The organism is Sporosarcina contaminans (assembly GCF_042679045.1).
Lineage (GTDB): Bacteria > Bacillota > Bacilli > Bacillales_A > Planococcaceae > Sporosarcina > Sporosarcina contaminans.
Genome location: NZ_JBHTLT010000121.1, coordinates 1 through 19,299, shown reverse-complemented (window position 1 = coordinate 19,299; position 19,299 = coordinate 1). Strand labels below are relative to the sequence as shown.

Sequence of the window (19,299 nt, the reverse complement as noted above, 5' to 3'; positions counted from 1 at the left end):
AAGGCTTTTTATTCTTATTAGAGTGGTTTTGATCCTATTTAGCTATCCAGACGAGGATGTCGCAAAGAACACTGTTTTTCCATAACAACAGTTCAACCTATTCCTTCACATAATGATGCAAAAGTACATGTGCTTAGCGGATAATCTCCTTTATTTATCCCAAAGCGTGAACATACATCCTATCAATAGAATTGTGATGAAAAGTGAACACATCATCCAATCCTTCCTGCTGACAACAACTACCTTATAAAAAGACTTTCTCTTTTCACCTGTGAATCCTCTTGCCTCCATAGCGAAAGCAGCTCTTTCCGCTTTACGTACTGCACCTGCAAGCAGTGGCAATAGCACCCTACGCAGATTGAATAGCCTTCGGATAACATTTTTCTCTACATTGGCCCCTCGTAACCTATGCGCTTGCTGTATTTGGATGAATTCATCCTTCATGACTGGCAAAAATTGATAACCGACTAATATGCTGTAAGCGATTTTCGGCGACAGCTTCATTTGTTGCATCAAGCTCATAATGAAAGTTGTAGGATTCGTTGTCAATGCGAATAGTAAAGACAATCCTGCGAATGCCAATACTCGGAAACTGAGTGATAGCGCATGATTGAATTGGCTTTCTGTAATATCTACATTCCAAACCGACCAAAGGACTTCTCCTGTACGCTCCTCCGCAAATACAATCGTCGTCCAAAAATAGCCGAAAGCCATGATGGCAAACGGAACCATAAAGAGCATCCATCGTTTCCAACTAATTGTACTAAAAAACGCTTGGAGCATTATAACGCCTGCAAAGCAAACAAGAGGAGTCCACGGATTGAAAAAGAATGCCATCGCCAACATGCATATTGTAATCGAAATGAACTTTATGGAAGGGTTCATATTATGCAAGGCTGACTTCACGTTGGCTCCCTCCTATCGGCTGAAGCAAATGGTGTTCAGACAGCAGTTGATGATCGTTCCAAACGGTCTCCGCATTGTACTTCCCTGTCAGCTTTCCATCTTTCATTAATAAAACGGAGTCGGCTATTCTATACGCAAATTCCATATCATGTGTGACGATTAAAAAAGTCGTGCCGCCAACTGCCCGCCCATCGATTAGGCGGTACAATTCTTCCAAAGCTGCCGTATCTTGGCCGGATGTCGGTTCATCCATTACAATCACTTCCCTGCCATCACAAAGCATCGAAGCAATGGCAACCCGCCTTTTTTGTCCATGGCTGACCGCAAACGGATGGGCGTTTGCAACTTCAGCTAAATGCAAACGTTCGATCAGTTCATTTACCGCTTCTCCACCGCCATATGCAATTTCCTCACGGACCGTTTTCGTTAGGAATAAAAACTCCGGCGATTGCGGAACATACCCGACTGAGTTTGGCTGCACTTTTCCTTCCGTCTTTATGATACCGCAAAGTGCCTTCAGCATCGTCGATTTCCCGCTGCCATTCGGCCCTGCCAACACAGCCACTTCACCACGGTTTAACGTAAAGGAAGAGGAATGTAGAAAGGTATCTGTTCGCAGACCATTCACAATAAGTGAAGGGATATTCTGCTTACTGCTTTTCCTTTTTTCGATAGTAGCTGCAGTCGGCATTTTCTTAAGTGGAATTTGCCTTTCAAAAAAGCCATCCCATAATTCAAGCCGATGTTCAATTGCGACGATCGTCAAGGATAACCTTCTTTGCAGGCGGTCCAACCAACGTATGAACTGTTTTGCCGTATACGGATCCAAATGGGAAGTCGGCTCATCCAATAAAAGGATTTCCGGTTTCATTATTAAAGCGCAAGCTACGGCAATCTGTTGTTTTTGTCCTCCGGATAGATTGTGTATGACTGCATGTCTGAATGCTGTCAACTTAGTTAGCGCAAGCACTTCAGCTATCCGATCATCCATTTCCTCTCTATGGACATTCAAATTTTCCAATGTGAAGGAAAGCTCTTCTTCAACCGTTTGCATGCAAAACTGAGCATCTGGATCTTGGAATACAGTCGCAATTCGATGATTCACCTCACCCGGTTTGTAAGCTTCGCTATCTTTCCCGAACAGCGTAATCGTTCCCTTTACAATGCCATCGCAATTATAAGGATATAGCCGATTGATCAAATAGAGAAGCGAGGACTTTCCACAACCGCTGGGACCAGTGAAGACGACCCGCTCCCCTTGCTTGATTGAAAATGAAAGATCTTTCAACACCCACTTGTCATCTTCCGGAAATCGAAAATGTACCGCATCAAACCGAATCACTTCAGGCACGCGCATCACCTTTTTCAGAACGGGCAATTGCATATCCACGTAGAGACCCAGTCGCAAGTAATCCGTCTGCAATCGCTTTTCCTCCAACTCCAGCAATTACTGCACCGCTTACAATTCGTAAGCCAAACATGAGCAGTACATACCCGGTGCTAAACACTGAAAAGCCACCTAAGAAATAGCCGTAAACGAAACTAAATATTGCAGATCCTGCGCCAGCCAACATGAGCACCCAAAGGTCGAAGCGTTTGTATCTCGTCACGGCAAAAGCTGCCTCTGCACCTAAGCCTTGTATAACCCCGGACAAGATAAGTCTTGGTCCGACTGCATTTCCTAACAACACCTCAATAGCTGCCGCAATCGTCTCGGAAATGACTGCCGCTCCAGGCTTGCGGATAATGTACATACAAATAATCGAGACGATAAACCAAATGCCAAATATCCATTCATAAGCAATCGGCCCAATGAAGCCCGCCCATATATTGCCCGCATGAAGAAACAACAAATAGACAATCCCAAATACGACCGAAAACAAAGACATTAATACGACTTCTTTCAACTTCCACGATTTCAACATGTTATCGTCCTCCATGCGAAGGGCTATTCATGCTCATCGATACCGTCATAACAAGATGTTTATACTCTTCGGAGCGAGCATTTGAAAAAGCTTCTTCATAGAAATTGAAAACATCATGAATATCTCCGTGAATGCCGCTTGCATAATGCATTGATTCATTGAAGACACCATGCTCTTTAGCACGATCTACTTCGCGATAAATCATATCCATATACGAAGGATTGTTCATTGGATACAATGCGAATTGCGACGAGACATATTGCCTCGTATGATCGTTGTTCAGCACTGCATCTCCCATATCCAAATAGACATCTCCTGCGCTATCACCCGGGCAGCCTGCAGAAAAGGTTCCAGATAACGCAATATGTTTTCCAGTTTTTGCCGCGTTCAATGCGATTGCCTTGGCGACATTGAATACATGGACCTGTTTTCCGCGAATAACCGTAGAAACATCGTCTGTATGCATCCAAACAGCTGATGTATCCGTTTCTTCCAGTGCCCCTTTAATAATTGCTACAAAATCATCTGCCATCGGATGAAGCGAAAAGCGAAATCCGACAATTGGACTGAATCCACATTCCATTTTGTGACCCCCTATATTTTTTTCATAAAAAAGAGACTACATCCGAGAAGATGTAGCCACTTGTCCATTCATGATGAGTCTTTCATTCAGCAAACATACAAATGCATTCGTCCTGTCAATAACGAAATGCCATCCGCTGAATAAAGATCTTATAGGAAAGTCACTACACTTCCCCACGCAGGCATTATCCTGATCGGGTCATAAGGGATCGGAGCAACAGCTCACATCTCAGCCAAAATGGCACCCCTAGTGCAGAAACGGTATGTAGTTCAATTCTATGATGCCACCAGTATAGTCGAAGAGATTATGTTTGTAAATAGATTCATATGACTCCCTACTTTTATATAGACAAAGTATCTTTTCGCTTTGTCTTCAGTCATTATAGGGTCTGTAGGAAATAGATAGAAGTTTCTTCAGCTTGGCTTGAGAACGCTTGCCAAGGAAGACAACCTAAGCCTGCTGGCCCAAACGTAGTAGCGAGCGTTTGTCAACAAGCTGAGCCTTTGATTTAATTTAAATTCAAAGGCTCTTACGATTTCTATTCATCACGCCCGATTTTTTTATCCCTATACTGCTGCTCCTTTTCCATTCCTTCTTTGAAGTACTCGTTAAATTGCTCCCTCTCTTCTTGATGAGTATCAAGCCACGCCTTATTTCCCTCCATTACACCGTATCTCCATTTTTCAAAAACATAACTTGTAACTGCGTATTCTAAATGCCATAAATCTTCCCCGTGTTTTTTTAACAAAAACTCCTGCGCAACAAGCATTCGTTCCTTCTCACGTTCACTTTTCTCTTTAATCCTCTTGCCTAGTTCACTTGCCCATTCCCTTTTCTCTTTTCCAATCGCTGTCGTTTGTGAAGTTCCTTCCTTTCTCCATTCCATCCAACGGTTTTGTAATTCTTCGTACTGCTCCCTCATATACGCTTTCAAATCGCGCTCTGAGTTCACATACGTAAAGTCTCCATTTCCTGCATCCGCTACTTCTTTCAACAGTTTTTGCCCTTCGTTGTCGACGTCAAATCCGATAATATTAACGACTGTTTCAATGTCCGCAGCGACTAAATCCTTTGCTGCCTGGACAGGGTCGCCATCACAAGTTTCGATGCCGTCACTGACAACATATACGACAACATGGTCGGTATTTTCGGGAATGTCCTCCGTTACCGTCTCAAGCGCAAGCCCGATCGGTGTCCATCCCGATGCTTGGAATGAATTCAAAGACTGCTTGAACTTTGCGCTATCAAAATGACCTTGGAACAAGTTTTCTGAGCTACTGCACGACAATTGTTTGTCTGCCACCGTTCCAGTCCCTTTATGGCCGTATACCCTTAACGAAATTGTCGCTCCTTCAGGCACTTGTTTAGCGAACTCATAAACAGCTTCTTTCGCTGCTTCCATCCGTGTTTTATTGCCAACTGCCGCTCTCATGCTTCCGCTCGCATCGATTAGAATGGCATAATGCGCTGTTCGCAATTCAGGTGAATCAATTTTATCATCAGGGCGTTCAATATTTACTTCAACAGTTGAATCAAAATGAATAAGCTGATCGACTTCTTCGTGATAGTCTTCAGACAATAAATAAACAAGTTCTTTTAAAAATTCCTCTTCCGTTAAATCATTCGGCAGCTGATCCAAATAATCAATTACTCTATTCTTATCGTAATGTTCTCCACTATATATACCAGGTTTACGCAACATTTCCTGCTCCACTTCTGTTAGTGCTCGTGGAGCATCAATCTCATAAAAATCATCCTCCAATCTACCATTGTCTTCCTCAATCTCTTCATTCTCAGCAGCTTCTACAGTTTCAACTTGCTGCTCTTCTTCACCCGCGCCATTGTCATTTGTCACTTCCGGATTTTCTTTTGCAGAGCATGCTGTCAATAATAGAAGGGATAACAGCGATGCGTACAAAATACTTCTCAAGTCGCCAACTCCTCACAAATTATATTGTATTTTATATTAGTACAGAGTATTCAGAAGTCAAAGGGTCGGAAAGTCTAATAGTAAATGAGAGAGAATTTAAATATGTATTTTTGAGAGAAAGCAGAAGAAGTCTTCAAGGCAAATTATTAACTTACCTATGAGTGCAAGCGATGCAAAAGAAGAAGAAATTGTATAAGCGTTAGAAGGAATACGATTTTAGTGAGAACCACCCTCAAGCGAAGGTGGTTCTTCCTTTATATTAAACTTTCCTACTTGGCAATAATTGAAATTCCGGATGTGTTTTGTACTCCATATACTCCACAGCCCCATCAAAATCGAAGAATGACTGTATTCTACTTCGAATTGCCGGCGATGTGATTATATCAAGAACATTTTCATTTGGCACCCAACGGACATCCGATGTTTCTTCAGAGGTGCACAATTCACCGCCGATCGGCTTACATGCAAAATCGAACATCACCTTTGTCGGTACATCCGTCATGCTATCCTACCATTTATGGATCCCTGTATTTGAGTAAACGCCAATGAGGTGTTCCACTTCAACGTCCATCCTACTCTCTTCCTTCACTTCACGAATTACACCATCCATCAAGTTTTCTCCTACTTCAACTTGTCCACCTGGAAAAACCCCATCTTTCATGCTCGGTTTTCACTACTAATAAATTGCCTTCCAAATCTTCTACAAGGCCCCCACAAGCAATAATATGCGTCGGCATTTTCATATCCCATTCCCCTTATCAATCGATCATACCAATCCCACAACATTCCGCAAATCAATTCCCCTTTGAAAATAGGCAGTTTATGCGCAATTCCAAAGGTGTTATGCGTTCTGTAGGCAAGTTATGCGTTTTTTAATTGGAATATGAGTTGTGGACTTGTCGATATGCGCCAAATTGATAAGTTTATGCGTTGTTGTATGATTTTATGCGTGTTTGAAGTAGATTTTCATGGACGTTTCGGAAGTGGTAAGTTTATGAATCAATCAAAAAGAGCTTCCATAGTTGGACGCGCAACTTCGGGAAGCTATTTTTAGGTAATGGAATTTATGAAGTAATAAATTCCCCGCCATTCACATGGATCGTCTGCCCCGTGACAAATCGGGAATCATCTGAGGCAAGATAAACATATGCAGGGGCTAATTCAAATGGCTGCCCTTGGCGGTTCATCGGGTTGCCGGCTTGCGTAACAACATCTGCCGAGAAGCTTGCAGGGATTAATGGCGTCCAAATGCGCCCTGGCGCAACGGCGTTCACTCGTATTCCCTTGCTTACTAAGCTGTTCGAGAGTGCTCGTGTAAATCCGACAATTGCAGCTTTCGTCGCCGTGTAATCGATCAGCTGTTCATTGCCATCGTACGCCACAACGGATGCTGTATTAATAATGGCGCTTCCTGCTTTTAAATGAGGCAGCGCTGCTCTCGTCGTATAAAAATGCGAGTACACATTCACTTTAAACGTGTCGTCAAACTGTTCATCGGTAATATCCAATAAGCTTAACTGCTGGAATTGAATGCCTACATGATTGCAAAGCACATCCAATCCGCCAAATTCCTTCACTGTCTTTTCAACAATATGAATGCAATGCTGTTTGTTCCGTACGTCTCCCGGAAGCAATAAGCAACGCTGCCCTAACTCCTCAATTCTTCCCTTCGTCCGGCTCGCATCCTCATGTTCATCGAGGTAAGCAATTGCAACATTTGCTCCTTCCTTCGCGAATGCGATGGCGACGGCTGCTCCAATTCCACTATCCCCTCCTGTAATTAAAGCGACTTTGTTGGTTAGCTTTTCGGATCCTTTATAAGATGGATTTTCGATAATCGGTCTCGGATTCATTAACTTTTCTACACCGGGCTGTCGATACTGACGCTGTTCTGGAACGGTCATTGGCACGTCTTCGTATTGAGTGATTTTGCCATAGTTCGGTTGCATCGGATATGCCGAAAAATCATCATGATCGTTCATCATTTTTGTCCCCTCTCTCAAAAGCCTTTCAACGGCATAGTATGATACGCCCAATCGTTGCGTTACTATTTCGCACAACAATTCATTCAAGGATGAATACGATAGAACAATTGACAATAGGAGGTTACGATCATGCACTCAACGAATTCATGCAATGCAGATGTTTTACTGACGGATGATTCGGATGAAAAAGTGACTGTTCATTACGGTGAAACTACATTTCGGCTGCCTAAAATCGGGCCAAGGCCGCCATTTTATTATAACCCGAGATGCGAACCGTATTATCCAGAAATTTAAGAATAAATCCAATAGCAAAAGTATATCTTCGTCCTCCGGCTTTCAGTACAATATCCGAATAGCGATACCATCTAATCCTTATGTTAGGCTTAAGCGATTACAATGAAACGAATTTCGGAATGAGAGAAAAGCGTAATTCTACTCTTTGTACTAACTTGATTAGTGTGGTTTCTTTACTTATTAGTGCATGCTTGAGATAGGTATGGAGACCAGGTCCGATGATTTCGGAGCGTGGATAGAGGTAGTTTTATCGGATGAATGAAAGGGAATCGATGACAAAATAAGTAAAACAATAGAAATGACGCCTATTCACATCGATTCGTGTTCTCCTGCAAGCAAAAAGACATATGTTCAAGGAAGTAGGGAGGACATCCCAATAGTTTAAACGATCTCCGACGATTATAGATATCAATTCACTAAGTTCAGTTTGTTCTCTTCTATAGATAGTTTGAAAAAGGGAAGGCTCACGGATTAACGTCTATCCGGCTTCCCTTTTCATATGCTTAATTCATATACTGCCCATCAATAGTTCAACCAAATAATTCGGCAGCAACTTTCTTTGCAGTTATAATATCTTTTGTGCCGTGGATGAGCATTCTACCGTCGCGAAATAAGACGACTCGTTTCCCATTGTACTCGCAAGCGACCAAATGCTGATTATGGATCATGTTTGCAACTGAATTCCGGATCGACTCGGCAAAATGAGAAAGTTCAACTTGTCTTTTTTCCGGCCATGTCAATTGGACAGTGTCCCTTCCACAAAGCACTGCCGGCCGCATTGCATTTCGAGCATTCAGGAATGGAAAAATCGCATTTTCGGAACAGCTCGGGCAGTTTCTTTTTTTCAAATCTCCTACTTGAATTGACGCCCGCTCTTCAGTCCATACATCAACGGATTCTAATTTGGGCTCAATCTTTGTTCCTGTCAAATATTTCAATACACCCGTAATTTGACGGGCAGCTGTCGTGACGACAATCGGACTGATGACGCCGACCGTATCGCACGTCATATTCAGTGTTGGAAGTGTGTCCAAGAGACAGTGGAGACAAGGTTGGCCGCTTCTAACACCGATTGGAAACGTCAGACCATAACTGCCTACACATGCCCCCATGAAAAAAGGCAGGCCAAGTTTCATTGCCGCGTCATTGGCAAGCATTCTTGTTTCCATATTGTCTGTTGCATCCACAATCACATCGTGTCCTGTAAATAGATCAAGAACATTTTCAGGAGTCACATCCGCAACAATCCCTGTAATGTTTACATCACTGTTGAGAGTAGACAATCTCCTCTCGGCAGCCACAGCTTTTGGCACTTGATGTACAGCATCCTGCTCAGTGTATAGCTGTTGTCGATGTAAGTTCGTCCATTCAATTATATCCCTATCTACAATTGTCACTTGTCCTACACCAGCACGAACAAGCATTTCAGCTCCCGAAGAACCTAATGCTCCGGCACCTAAAATAAAGACACTCGCTTGACCTAATTTTTTTTGCCCTTCCTCTCCTATTGGAGCGAATAATTCCTGTCGTGAGTATCTTTCATTCATTTAAAACGAACCCTTCCATCGGACTGCTTGCAACGGCATAATTACGTTTCGGCATCCGCCCTGCTTCAAACCCAAGTCTTCCCGCCTCAACGGCAAGTTTCATAGCAAGTGCCATCTTAACCGGATCCTTCGCTTCAGATACTGCGGTGTTGAGCAGTACCCCGTCAGCACCTAATTCCATTGCATACGCCGCGTCCATTGGCGAACCGATACCAGCGTCTATAATTACCGGCACATCTGATTGCTCGATAATGAAAGACAAATTCATCGGATTTAAAATGCCGCGTCCCGAACCGATTGGAGATGCGCCCGGCATGATTGCATGAACACCTAACTCGCATAATTTCCGGGCAAGTACAACGTCATCCGATGTATATGGCAAGACAATAAAACCTTCAGCCATCAGCATTTCTGAGGCGCGCAGCGTTTCAATAGGGTCCGGTAGCAACGACCGGTCGCAGCCGATGATTTCCACTTTCACCATATCGCAGAGTCCGGATGCCTTTGCTAATTTCGCAATTCGAAGAGCTTCCTCGGCAGTTTTAGCCCCTGCAGTGTTCGGCAGCAATGTGTATTTCGTCAGGTCAAGCTGTTCCAATAAATTTGGTTGTGAATTCTCAAAAATATTCATACGTCTTACTGCAAATGTCAGAATTTCTGTTTCGGACACACGAACAGCTTCCTTTTGTGTTTCATAGGAAGGATACTTTCCTGTCCCTAACAATAATCTGGATTGAAATGTCTTATTTCCGATCGTTAACATTTTTTAGCCTCCTCCTACAAAATGAACAATTTCAATCTTGTCTCGGTCATTAATAGGTTTGCAGTATTCTATCTTTGACAAAATGCTATTGTTTACCTCGATGACAGCAATACGTTCGGACACCTTCAAGTGTTCGAGCAATTGCTGCATCGTCTCAATTTTTAGTGGCACTTCATATCTTTTGCCATTCAATTCGATGATTTTTTGCATTTGCACTCCTCCTCTTTGTATAGAATGATTCAATCTAATTTCATTGCAACCTTGTAATTGGATAGAGCTAGTTCTGGAGAACTGCTTGTGAAAATAGCAGACATAAGTGCGACGCCCGAAACACCACCACTTTGGAGTAAGTTCACATGCTCAGGAAGGATGCCACCGATTGCATAGATTGGCAAAGGGATTGATTGGCAAAGCTTGAAAAGCTCCTCACTTCCTCGAGGGGGCAGGCCATTTTTAGATGCAGTTTCGAACACATGCCCATAAAGTAGCCAATCAGCTCCTGCTTTATATGCCATTTGGGCTTCTGCAATGGAATGGACGGATCGCCCAAACGATAACATAGGAAAATGCTGTCGCAGCTTGTCAACAGGCAGCGCATGTCCCGGAAGTTGTACACGCCGTATTCCTGTAAGCAGCGCAATATCAGCGCGACCATGAACGATTATTTTTTCTTCATCAAAATTAGCTGTTTGCAAAAGCCTTATTAGACTAAGAACCTCTGCATCCGTCTTTAACGTTTCCCTCAAAATTACCGCGTCAATAGACGCCTCTATTCGAAGCAGAATGTCCAGAAGCTCCGAATTGTCCATTCGGCTGTTCGTCACAGCAATTAAATCCATTACCATCCCCCCAATTAACTAAAAAGACCACTCCCTATGTAAGGAAGCGGCCTTATAATTAGCATGAAAATGCATAGCAAAAAAGACACCACTTCCCTACGCAGGTTCGAACCTGTTCAGGTAATAAGGGTATCAGAGTTCAACTCTTCTCTCAGTCCTTTAAAAGGATTCCCCTAATGGTCAAAAAGTTATGAAATTAGTATCCAATAAAAGCTTACCACTTTATCTGAATGATTGAAACTATAAAACGTATATCCACTATTCTTTTAATAACTTTTATTACCCATTTGCCTTTCGAACGAATGACATGCAAAATAGTTATGAAAGGCAGGCGTGTCTATTGAATGAAACATTAAACGATTTCTTGTATAAATATTTCGACAACCTTCTCTTAAAGCCCCCACTCTTCTATTCATGGCATTATAGCATTCGATTTGAGATCGCAAAGCCCGGCTCCGAACATGAAGACAAACAAAATATGAAGCAAATTCAAGAGAGAAGCAGGACGTTATTTGATACTGTTTTTGAGGATGAGGATGAACTATTATTCGTCAGCAATATCCACTGTGAAAAAGCGAATCATTTTTTACAAAAACGGCCAGCCAATATTTATCGCAAATATGTGAAAGACAAAAACAGACGGATGCAATTAACGCATAGCGTTTTGCCAAGCCTCATATGGGATGCCGATGAGGATGATTATGACACAATGGTGACCCATCAATTTGTATTGGCATGCTCGAAACAGGGGATCGCTTATGCTGATCTTTTATTGGCGATTAGCCATAATGATTTTGCGCACCCTAGACGAATCTTAAAAAACAATATCAAGGATGGCTGTGATATTTTCTTCGTCAATGTACCGAAAAAAAATGATCTACCATTTATACGATGATCGAGGTTGTGACATTATTGCTGTAAATATCGAAGATTTGCGAGAGCTCTATGAAAAATACAATGATTGGATATTAGATTATGATCGTGAAAGAATTGACCTTTTATTCACCTAAAAAAGCCGGAAACTATGTTTTCCACTCGTTTCCGGCTTGTCATCATTTTATATAATTTTCTCCATTTGATACTCAGAAAGCTCTTTATAATATTTGTTCATGGAAGAAGGGGACACGCCAAACCATTCGGCAATCTCCTTTAGTGTCATGGAGAGTGGCTCGAAGAAAGTTTGCTCCTGTCCAAAACGGATTGCACCAGCAGCTATGGCTACTTCTTTTCTTGCATTCGGCTGCTGTTCGACTAAGTAATCTTCAAGCATTTCAATGAATTTCTCAGATTTCCGATCATGCTGTTCCAAAAACTTCACGACATGCTGTAAAACACCTGCTTCAAAGTTACTAAACTCTTCTCCTGCGTAGCCATCCGATACTAACATACGCCAAAACTCTAACGTATTCTCTTTCAAGAAATCGGCAGCCGACTTATCGTTTTGGGCTGAAAACTTATTAGCAAATGCGTTAATTTGCGCTGAATGGTCAACGGGGAAGAAAATGAGTGTCGATACTGCTAAATAATGATCTTCTTTTAAACGATTGTCAGGCAAAATGAAGCTGAAAAGGTGTATGCCGTCAGGAATCGGCTTGTCGCTCTCTCTGCGAAGCTTAATGGATTCGTTCTCAAAAATATTGCTCACCGTCATATACTCATCTTCTACCGCTTCTACTTGTCCAATGAACATACGAGGACTTTGCCAACGGTCCAATACTTGCAATACAGAAGGCCGTACAATCTTTTTCTTCTGCTTCTTCAAATAGTCTTCCCAAATATCGGGTCGTTTATGGAAAAAGAATTCATCCAAGGCGATCGCTTCGATCATTTCTTCCATAAGAGCTTGGCCCAACTCTTGTTTCCATTCGTTTGCAGCCTCTATGTATTCATAAATGTCTTTTCGCGTAGGATATTCATCATAAAAATTTTGTAAAACCCGTTCCAATTCTTCCATTTGCACCGTCTCAACTGTTACTGCCTGTTTACTAGCGCAGCACTTTTTATACTTTTTACCACTGCCGCATGGGCAGGGATCATTACGTCCAACCAACAAAAACACTTCCTTTTATCAATCACTCCTCGGCATGCTTTGGAGCCAAATTGCCGATTACGCCAAATCACATTTATCCAGTCATTTTCAAAATGGACGGCTTTATAAGTTTAACATATTTTAGGCTATGCTTCATTCCCTTAATTAGCCACATAGCAAACGTTTTATTGTCATTGAATAAGATGATCAATTAACCAAGCTTCATTGTGCATATCTCAAACGTCTGCTGAATAAAGTTGAATATATCCATGCAAAGGAGTGATCGGGTGGCAAAATGCAAAAAATGTGGTGCTAACAAAACTGAATGCAAGACATGCAAGAAATGCAATTGACTATACGAATACATTGAACAATTAGTAAGAGCATAGATCGCAGTTATTTAGTTCCCGAATGGGGACTTTTTTTATTTACGCATAGGAATGCAATCCTGCGATAACTAAATTGACGAATACTTGGTTAAAGACGATCAGGCCAAACCCGATAATCGCCATCCATGCTGTCCGGTTGCCTTCCCAGCCCTTTGTCGTTCGCAAATGCAAAAGACCCGCGTAAAATAGCCATGTAATTAAAGCCCATACTTCTTTCGGGTCCCATCCCCAAAACCTCCCCCATGCGAGATGCGCCCAAATCATTGCAAACAATAATCCGCCCAATGAAAATAGCGGAAAGCCGATTACAACGGCACGGTACGTTATTTCATCCATTACTAAAGGGTTTACTTTTTGTGTGAGCGGCTTTATGAGCTGGCTTATGTTTTTACGTGCTGCGATACGTACTACCAAATAAATGACTGAACCGAATAAAAATGCCCAGAAGATCGTGTTTAGCTTCTGTGCATCGATCGAATTCGTCAGCTCGATCCATCCAAAGCTTGTTTGCTCATGAGCTAACTTTGCTCCGTCATTCACAAAGAGAGCAGGCATTTTGTAAATTGCTCTCTCAACTGTCCCTCCTTTATTTTCGAACTCAATTATCTTTTCATCGTATGTAAATGAAAAAATGATGGAGCTCATAATAAAACCAACGACGATTACGAGGCAATACATGACGAATTCCAATCCCCGTGCACCGCGCGTTTTTTTATCCACATCCATCGCACTTACTAAATAAATAATGCTTGTAACGAACGCTATTGAAAGAATCGCACTTGAGATTGCAACAGTAATGACATGTACGGAAAGCCAATTGCTTTGCAGCGCAGGAATAAGCGGTGAAGCTTCACTTGTAAAAACTGACCCATACCCTATAATGATGAGAGAAATTGGAATTGAAAATAACAATACTACAATTTGTTTATAGAGATGAAAGATGAGTAATGTGCTTCCAATAAGCATAATGCCAAAAAAGGTCATGAACTCGTACATATTGCTAACAGGGGCATGCCCGATCGCTGCCCATCTTACGAAAAAATAAAGAAGCTGCATGAGAAATGCCAAATGGGTTACACCGATCCCGATTCGGCTTGTCCAAACCCTCTTCGACTTTACCGCCATACCGATCGGCAATATTGCAAGCAGCAATACGATAAACGAGACGAATAATGATTGACTGCTCAGTTCAATCATACTTTCAGAATTCATTCAATAAACCTCCAGTTTCCATAAGTCTCTAAGGTAGTTGTTTACATCAATAGCCCATTATACATAGAGTTGAGGTGATGTAAGCTTTGTTTCTCTTCAACGTCTAAAAAACAATCCTAACCGTCTAATTGGAATGCAATGACATTGGAAAAAGGAAGTATCTATGATGACGTTTATAGTCTTTAGTTTATTTAATTTCATAATTGTTTACGGGTCATTATTTTATATTTTATCGTTAAAAATAACAGTAAAGCGCTTTTTACTCAGCTTGATATCCAACACAATCATTTCTTTTTTCGCTATCTATTATCAAGATTCCATTTGGATTTCCATGAGTTTAAGTATTTTATTGGCCGGCGTTCTTTTCTATTTATTTTCCAAGGATTATCTTGTTTTTCACCATCTCTTTGTCATTCATATCGGGAGTATTTTAACCGAGTACACAGCATTATTAGTCCTTGATTTTTTCCATTCATCCCTTTATAGAGCTACTCTTTTGCTTGTAGTCCAATATATTTTAATAATTTTTATTCAGTTTACTTTGTTTATCGTCATCTATAAAAGAATCATTACCCGCTATCAAAAGGATGTGCAGCTTTCCTCTGTATCAAAAATCGTATTGTTATTCATTGTAGGTATTACCTTTTTCGTTTTTTATGCACTTGTTTTCATCCCTTCCGAAATAGGTGACGTTGACCTATCCGGACTCAATTTACTGTTGCTACTGTTTTATTTTTTAGTAATGGTAGGACTTACCGGAATTGTTTTGCGTACGATACTGAAGGAAAATCAAATCCATAGAAAAATGATGGAGCATCAGCAATTCACACACTATATGCATGCGTTGGAGCAAGTGAACCGTGATATGCAGTCTTTCCGGCATGATTATGCCAATATCCTTATTTCTTTGCGCGGCTACATTGAAAATGAGGATTTGAAAGGATTGCAAACGTATTTCAATGAACATATTGTAAAGGTGGAAGAACGCACGCTTCACAAAAACCAGATGTTCAACCAACTTGACCGGCTAAAGCTAATTGAACTAAAAGGACTGCTCGCTACAAAATTGCTTTCGGCGGATGAAGCTTCAGTGCCCGTAAATATAGAAATTCCTGATACAATCGATACGATAGCAATTGATATAATCGATTTGACACGAGTTATAGGGATATTCTTAGATAATGCCATAGAAGTTAGTGCCATGATGAATGATCCACAAATCAATATCGCATTCATTTCAAGGAATACTGAAATCATTATCGTCTTTGAAAATCGCATCATGGAAGATAACTTAGTGATCAGTCGTTTATTTCAGGAACATTATTCAACGAAAGGAAACGAACGAGGATTGGGGTTATCCAATGTAAAAGCTATTTTATCTAACTATCCAAACGTCTCACTTAATACATACATTGAAAATCATTGGTTTGTTCATGAAGTGATCATTGAGGAGGTGCGTTAAAATGAAAGTTGTCATTTGTGAAGACGATTCTCTTCAAAATCAAGCATTGTTTACAGAGATCAATAACTACGCCATGTTTCATGAACCGAGTATCGAAGTTGTCCTATGCGCAAAAAAACCTGACGAAGTGTTGAAGTATTTGAAACAACATAAGGCAGATTGCTATATATTGGATATTGAATTGAATGATGATATGGACGGTATGGAATTGGCGATGGAAATCCGTAAAAACGATCCGCTATCTACGATCATTTTTATAACGACACACGCGGACCGACTCAAGTTGACCTTCACCTATAAATTAGCTGCGCTCGATTTCATTGTAAAAGATACACGAGAGCAAATTTCCTCACAATTGAGGGACGCTCTGCAAGCCGCCTTTTCGAAATACAAACAGATCGGTCAATCAGAACAAGCAGCTATGATTCAAATCCAAATTGGTGAACGCATTAAAAACATTGCAATTGATGATGTTTTTTATATTGAAACATCTTCAACACCTCATAAACTTACTCTGTATGAGAAGAACGGCATTTATGAATTTTATGGAAAACTTTCAGAATATGAACAATTGGATGCTTCCTTTTATCGTTGCCATAAAAGCTATCTTATCAATCTCCAACATGTCATAGAGTTCGATAAAAAAGAGCGATTCGTGCAAATGACAAATGGCGCTGTCTGTGAAGTTTCATTTAGAGGAATGAAGGATTTGAAAAAGAAAATAAGTCTTGTCTACTAAAACATTCCTACTTACGTCGAAAACACGCATAAAATGATACAACAACGCTAAACCTATTAATTCGACACTTACGCCCATCAAAAACACAAAATAGTGAGTCTCCCCAATAACTGAACTCTTATAATTATGAAAGGAATTAGAAGGAGGAATCAATAAAATGAGGAGATTGCTTTTAACCTATACTTCTTTTTGGTTGTTCTAATCATGATAAAGACACGGAAAGCTCCGCGCAAGTTAACCTTGAAAAAGCAAGTCAAACAATTGATGAATCCGCTATTAACTCTGAAACATTAGAAGAAAAAATCAACTCCATTATGGCGGAAAAGGGTTACCCCAATTCCGAAGTTATCAAAATTAATTAAGGCGACTCTTTGAATGGACATTCAAATACAGTCACAGCATCTTTTATTAAAAAAGCCCTCATCTTCCGACAGAACTGTTATCGCGAATAAAGGGAGGCAGCTATTGATCGGTTTTTCCCATATGAGCATAAAAAAAGAAAAGCAGAAGTTCCGCTTTTCCCATGCAGCATGAAGAATCGTCGAGAAAACTATTGAAAAAGACAGACCTATCCCGTTTCTGCAGTACAGAGCCTTTGAACGTATTCAATTACTTGTTCAAAGCTATGCAACGGATTCTGAAGGAATGCATTTTCAATCCTCCTCTCCTTCAAAGTGAAGCTCATTATACAAACCCAATATTTCAAGTCAATTTACAGTACCGGGCGACCCATTTTTCGTATGGGGGATAAATCCGCCCAAATATTTTAATTAATTTCCGCAGCTTTCCTGCAACAACTTACTCTTTGTTCTCTCGCTCCCAACGCTCTACTTCCCTTCGAACAATCGGTGCCACTTTTGTTCCTAAAAGTTCAATCGCCCGCATCACATCATCATGAGGCATCGAACCGACTGGTACGTGGAGCATGAAGCGTTCTACTCCAACGTTTTTGCGAAGGAATAGTATTTTTTCCGCAACCGTTTCTGCATCTCCTACATACAGAGCACCTTCCAAACTGCTCGCAGCGTCAAATGTTCCACGTGTATACGGGCCCCAGCCGCGCTCTCTTCCTAACACATTCATTGCTTTTGCAGTCGATGGATAAAATTTATCTTTCGCTTCGGCAGTCGTTTCACCAACAAATCCATGGGAATGAGAAGCGACTTTCAGTTTAGAAACATCATGGCCCGCTTGCTCTGCTGCCCTCTTATATATATCAACAATAGGAGCAAATTGTAATGGGCTTCCGCCAATGATCGCTAACACAAGCGGCAAGCCTAAAACTCCTGCGCGTACAGCTGATTGAGGTGTACCGCCGCTCGCAATCCAAATTGGCAATTTGCCGTGTTCGGCCCGAGGATAGACGCCTAAATTCGGAATGGACGGCCGGTGCTTCCCATTCCACGTCACTTTTTCAGATTCATTTATTTCAAGCAATAACTGCAGCTTCTCATCAAATAATTCATCATAATCTTGTAAGTCATAACCGAATAAAGGAAATGATTCGATGAATGATCCTCTGCCCGCCATAATTTCTGCCCGTCCGTTTGATATGGCGTCAACTGTTGAAAATTGTTCATATAACCGTACGGGATCATCTGAAGACAACACAGATACAGCACTAGTCAATTTAATTTGTTTTGTCCGTGCTGCTGCAGCGGCAAGCAAAACCGCCGGCGATGAACAGGCGTAATCTGCACGATGATGTTCGCCAACTCCGAATACATCTAAACCGATTTGATCTGCTAAAACGATCTCTTCAACAACTTCTCGAATTCGTTCAGCATGGCTTACTACTTTTCCCGTTTCCACGTCAGGTGTTGTCTCAACGAATGTTGTAATTCCAATCTCCACGAATAACTCCTCCTGTTTATAGGACATCTACGTAGTATAATTCCTACCAATTTTAGCATAATACAATTCAAGAAGCTCATTAAGTATCTTCAATTCAAGATGTTTTGTTTGTAAACGGTATTTTTTTCATTTAAAATACTATTTAAAATTCATTTTAAAAAGGACAGGTGATGGTAGATGGTTAAAGTCGGTATAATCGTAGGATCTTTAAGAAAGGATTCCTTTTCCAAAAAAATTGCTAAAAATGTCGCTACCTTATTTCCTAATGGGTTTGAAACAGAATTTGTCCAAATCGGAAATTTGCCTTTGTATAACCAAGATTTCGATGATACAAATGATGCCCCTTCAGAATACAGCAGTTTTAGGGACGCGGCTAAGCAACTTGATGCGATCTTATTTGTTACGCCCGAATACAATCGATCCGTTCCGGCCGTCCTGAAAAATGCATTGGATGTAGGTTCTCGTCCTTATGGACAAAGTGTTTGGGACGGCAAGCCTGCGGCGATCATTAGTCAATCTCCCGGTAAATTAAGTGCCTTTGGTGCGAACCACCATTTACGCCAATCCCTTGTATTCCTCAATATGCCAGTATTGCAGCAGCCTGAGGCGTATATCGGTAATGTTGGAAATCTCTTAGATGACAGTGGAAAAATTAACGACGACAATACAGTGCAATTTTTACAATCCTTTGTCGATGCTTTTGTTGAGTTGATTAAAAAATATGTAGCCTAAAAACTAAGGGGCTGTCCAGAAAGTCAGTGAAAACTGATTTTCTGTGATAGTCCCTTTCTGGTTGGAGAATAAATGGGGAACCCCTGACAACCGTCGCTTTCCGTTCCAGG

General features: G+C 41.2%; 21 protein-coding genes and 2 riboswitches. Of the genes, 6 read left to right on the top strand and 15 right to left on the bottom strand.

Features of this window, described 5'->3' with window-relative positions:
* Positions 1 to 150 precede the first annotated feature (150 nt).
* From ACFQ38_RS14740 to ACFQ38_RS14705, 8 genes are all read right to left on the bottom strand, one after another.
* Positions 151 to 906, bottom strand: a complete 756-nt coding sequence (locus ACFQ38_RS14740) for an energy-coupling factor transporter transmembrane component T family protein (protein ID WP_381481883.1) — start codon at positions 904 to 906, stop codon at positions 151 to 153.
* Positions 887 to 2,329, bottom strand: a complete 1,443-nt coding sequence (locus ACFQ38_RS14735; protein WP_381481881.1) for an ABC transporter ATP-binding protein — start codon at positions 2,327 to 2,329, stop codon at positions 887 to 889. The genes ACFQ38_RS14740 and ACFQ38_RS14735 overlap by 20 nt, the downstream gene beginning before the upstream one ends.
* Positions 2,250 to 2,831, bottom strand: a complete 582-nt coding sequence (locus ACFQ38_RS14730) for an ECF transporter S component (RefSeq protein WP_381481879.1) — start codon at positions 2,829 to 2,831, stop codon at positions 2,250 to 2,252. The genes ACFQ38_RS14735 and ACFQ38_RS14730 overlap by 80 nt, the downstream gene beginning before the upstream one ends.
* Before the next feature lies 1 nt (position 2,832).
* A complete protein-coding gene (locus ACFQ38_RS14725; protein ID WP_381481878.1) occupies positions 2,833 to 3,414 on the bottom strand; it encodes a YkoF family thiamine/hydroxymethylpyrimidine-binding protein in 582 nt (193 codons plus the stop codon).
* A 153-nt stretch (positions 3,415 to 3,567) separates the two neighbouring features.
* Positions 3,568 to 3,672, bottom strand: a riboswitch (TPP riboswitch).
* Positions 3,673 to 3,952: 280 nt separating this feature from the next.
* Positions 3,953 to 5,344, bottom strand: coding sequence for a vWA domain-containing protein (locus ACFQ38_RS14720; RefSeq protein WP_381481876.1), 1,392 nt, complete (start codon positions 5,342 to 5,344; stop codon positions 3,953 to 3,955).
* A 259-nt stretch (positions 5,345 to 5,603) separates the two neighbouring features.
* Positions 5,604 to 5,846: an NUDIX hydrolase gene (locus ACFQ38_RS14715; RefSeq protein ID WP_381481874.1), complete on the bottom strand. Its 243-nt coding sequence runs from the start codon at positions 5,844 to 5,846 to the stop codon at positions 5,604 to 5,606.
* 6 nt (positions 5,847 to 5,852) lie between these two features.
* The gene (locus tag ACFQ38_RS14710) at positions 5,853 to 5,954 is read right to left on the bottom strand and encodes a hypothetical protein (protein ID WP_381481872.1); all 102 of its coding nucleotides are present in this window, start codon (positions 5,952 to 5,954) and stop codon (positions 5,853 to 5,855) included.
* A 454-nt stretch (positions 5,955 to 6,408) separates the two neighbouring features.
* Positions 6,409 to 7,329, bottom strand: coding sequence for an SDR family oxidoreductase (locus tag ACFQ38_RS14705; protein ID WP_381481870.1), 921 nt, complete (start codon positions 7,327 to 7,329; stop codon positions 6,409 to 6,411).
* A gap of 129 nt (positions 7,330 to 7,458) precedes the next feature.
* Here ACFQ38_RS14705 and ACFQ38_RS14700 point away from each other — a divergent pair, with 129 nt between their 5' ends.
* Positions 7,459 to 7,623, top strand: coding sequence for a hypothetical protein (locus tag ACFQ38_RS14700; RefSeq protein WP_336822255.1), 165 nt, complete (start codon positions 7,459 to 7,461; stop codon positions 7,621 to 7,623).
* A gap of 530 nt (positions 7,624 to 8,153) precedes the next feature.
* Here the strand turns inward: ACFQ38_RS14700 and ACFQ38_RS14695 are convergent.
* From ACFQ38_RS14695 to ACFQ38_RS14680, 4 genes are read right to left on the bottom strand one after another with little or no spacing between them, the layout of a single operon-like run.
* On the bottom strand, positions 8,154 to 9,170 hold the full coding sequence (locus tag ACFQ38_RS14695; RefSeq protein ID WP_381481868.1) for a ThiF family adenylyltransferase: 1,017 nt from the start codon (positions 9,168 to 9,170) through the stop codon (positions 8,154 to 8,156).
* A complete protein-coding gene (locus ACFQ38_RS14690) occupies positions 9,163 to 9,933 on the bottom strand; it encodes a thiazole synthase (protein ID WP_381481866.1) in 771 nt (256 codons plus the stop codon). Before ACFQ38_RS14690 ends, ACFQ38_RS14695 begins: the two co-directional genes overlap by 8 nt.
* A gap of 3 nt (positions 9,934 to 9,936) precedes the next feature.
* Positions 9,937 to 10,143, bottom strand: a complete 207-nt coding sequence (gene thiS, locus ACFQ38_RS14685; protein ID WP_381481864.1) for a sulfur carrier protein ThiS — start codon at positions 10,141 to 10,143, stop codon at positions 9,937 to 9,939.
* A gap of 29 nt (positions 10,144 to 10,172) precedes the next feature.
* Entirely contained in the window at positions 10,173 to 10,772 is a 600-nt protein-coding gene (locus ACFQ38_RS14680; RefSeq protein WP_381481862.1) for a thiamine phosphate synthase, read from the bottom strand.
* Positions 10,773 to 10,848: 76 nt separating this feature from the next.
* Positions 10,849 to 10,957, bottom strand: a riboswitch (TPP riboswitch).
* Positions 10,958 to 11,112: 155 nt separating this feature from the next.
* Here ACFQ38_RS14680 and ACFQ38_RS14675 point away from each other — a divergent pair.
* Positions 11,113 to 11,667, top strand: a complete 555-nt coding sequence (locus ACFQ38_RS14675) for a DUF3885 domain-containing protein (protein WP_381481860.1) — start codon at positions 11,113 to 11,115, stop codon at positions 11,665 to 11,667.
* Positions 11,606 to 11,782 carry a DUF3885 domain-containing protein gene (locus ACFQ38_RS14670; RefSeq protein ID WP_381481858.1) on the top strand — a complete coding sequence of 59 codons (177 nt, stop codon included), beginning with the start codon at positions 11,606 to 11,608 and terminating at the stop codon, positions 11,780 to 11,782. Before ACFQ38_RS14675 ends, ACFQ38_RS14670 begins: the two co-directional genes overlap by 62 nt.
* A gap of 47 nt (positions 11,783 to 11,829) precedes the next feature.
* On the opposite strand, the gene ACFQ38_RS14665 is transcribed toward ACFQ38_RS14670, so the two are convergent.
* A complete protein-coding gene (locus tag ACFQ38_RS14665) occupies positions 11,830 to 12,822 on the bottom strand; it encodes a YecA family protein (RefSeq protein WP_381481856.1) in 993 nt (330 codons plus the stop codon).
* 407 nt (positions 12,823 to 13,229) lie between these two features.
* On the bottom strand, positions 13,230 to 14,402 hold the full coding sequence (gene ccsB, locus ACFQ38_RS14660; RefSeq protein WP_381481854.1) for a c-type cytochrome biogenesis protein CcsB: 1,173 nt from the start codon (positions 14,400 to 14,402) through the stop codon (positions 13,230 to 13,232).
* Positions 14,403 to 14,568: 166 nt separating this feature from the next.
* Between ccsB and ACFQ38_RS14655 the strand changes: the two genes are divergently transcribed.
* Both ACFQ38_RS14655 and ACFQ38_RS14650 read left to right on the top strand, forming a co-directional pair.
* Positions 14,569 to 15,864, top strand: a complete 1,296-nt coding sequence (locus ACFQ38_RS14655; protein WP_336822247.1) for a GHKL domain-containing protein — start codon at positions 14,569 to 14,571, stop codon at positions 15,862 to 15,864.
* A 1-nt stretch (position 15,865) separates the two neighbouring features.
* Positions 15,866 to 16,603 carry a LytR/AlgR family response regulator transcription factor gene (locus tag ACFQ38_RS14650; RefSeq protein ID WP_336822246.1) on the top strand — a complete coding sequence of 246 codons (738 nt, stop codon included), beginning with the start codon at positions 15,866 to 15,868 and terminating at the stop codon, positions 16,601 to 16,603.
* 798 nt (positions 16,604 to 17,401) lie between these two features.
* On the opposite strand, the gene ACFQ38_RS14645 is transcribed toward ACFQ38_RS14650, so the two are convergent.
* Positions 17,402 to 18,457 (bottom strand): LLM class flavin-dependent oxidoreductase, encoded by a 1,056-nt coding sequence (locus tag ACFQ38_RS14645; RefSeq protein WP_381481851.1) that lies wholly within the window; start codon positions 18,455 to 18,457, stop codon positions 17,402 to 17,404.
* 177 nt (positions 18,458 to 18,634) lie between these two features.
* Here ACFQ38_RS14645 and ACFQ38_RS14640 point away from each other — a divergent pair, with 177 nt between their 5' ends.
* The gene (locus ACFQ38_RS14640; RefSeq protein WP_336822244.1) at positions 18,635 to 19,189 is read left to right on the top strand and encodes an NADPH-dependent FMN reductase; all 555 of its coding nucleotides are present in this window, start codon (positions 18,635 to 18,637) and stop codon (positions 19,187 to 19,189) included.
* The last annotated feature ends 110 nt before the right edge of the window (positions 19,190 to 19,299 follow it).

What these genes read in the sequence shown, in the direction of transcription:
- ACFQ38_RS14705 (WP_381481870.1), bottom strand. Translation starts at nt 7,329, where the DNA reads ATGATGAACGATCATGATGATTTTTCGGCATATCCGATGCAACCGAAC.
- ACFQ38_RS14725 (WP_381481878.1), bottom strand. Translation starts at nt 3,414, where the DNA reads ATGGAATGTGGATTCAGTCCAATTGTCGGATTTCGCTTTTCGCTTCAT.
- ACFQ38_RS14710 (WP_381481872.1), bottom strand. Translation starts at nt 5,954, where the DNA reads ATGGATGGTGTAATTCGTGAAGTGAAGGAAGAGAGTAGGATGGACGTT.
- thiS (WP_381481864.1), bottom strand. Translation starts at nt 10,143, where the DNA reads ATGCAAAAAATCATCGAATTGAATGGCAAAAGATATGAAGTGCCACTA.
- ccsB (WP_381481854.1), bottom strand. Translation starts at nt 14,402, where the DNA reads ATGAATTCTGAAAGTATGATTGAACTGAGCAGTCAATCATTATTCGTC.
- ACFQ38_RS14700 (WP_336822255.1), top strand. Translation starts at nt 7,459, where the DNA reads ATGCACTCAACGAATTCATGCAATGCAGATGTTTTACTGACGGATGAT.
- ACFQ38_RS14680 (WP_381481862.1), bottom strand. Translation starts at nt 10,772, where the DNA reads ATGGATTTAATTGCTGTGACGAACAGCCGAATGGACAATTCGGAGCTT.
- ACFQ38_RS14670 (WP_381481858.1), top strand. Translation starts at nt 11,606, where the DNA reads ATGGCTGTGATATTTTCTTCGTCAATGTACCGAAAAAAAATGATCTAC.
- ACFQ38_RS14640 (WP_336822244.1), top strand. Translation starts at nt 18,635, where the DNA reads ATGGTTAAAGTCGGTATAATCGTAGGATCTTTAAGAAAGGATTCCTTT.
- ACFQ38_RS14655 (WP_336822247.1), top strand. Translation starts at nt 14,569, where the DNA reads ATGACGTTTATAGTCTTTAGTTTATTTAATTTCATAATTGTTTACGGG.
- ACFQ38_RS14650 (WP_336822246.1), top strand. Translation starts at nt 15,866, where the DNA reads ATGAAAGTTGTCATTTGTGAAGACGATTCTCTTCAAAATCAAGCATTG.
- ACFQ38_RS14730 (WP_381481879.1), bottom strand. Translation starts at nt 2,831, where the DNA reads ATGTTGAAATCGTGGAAGTTGAAAGAAGTCGTATTAATGTCTTTGTTT.
- ACFQ38_RS14715 (WP_381481874.1), bottom strand. Translation starts at nt 5,846, where the DNA reads ATGACGGATGTACCGACAAAGGTGATGTTCGATTTTGCATGTAAGCCG.
- ACFQ38_RS14695 (WP_381481868.1), bottom strand. Translation starts at nt 9,170, where the DNA reads ATGAATGAAAGATACTCACGACAGGAATTATTCGCTCCAATAGGAGAG.
- ACFQ38_RS14690 (WP_381481866.1), bottom strand. Translation starts at nt 9,933, where the DNA reads ATGTTAACGATCGGAAATAAGACATTTCAATCCAGATTATTGTTAGGG.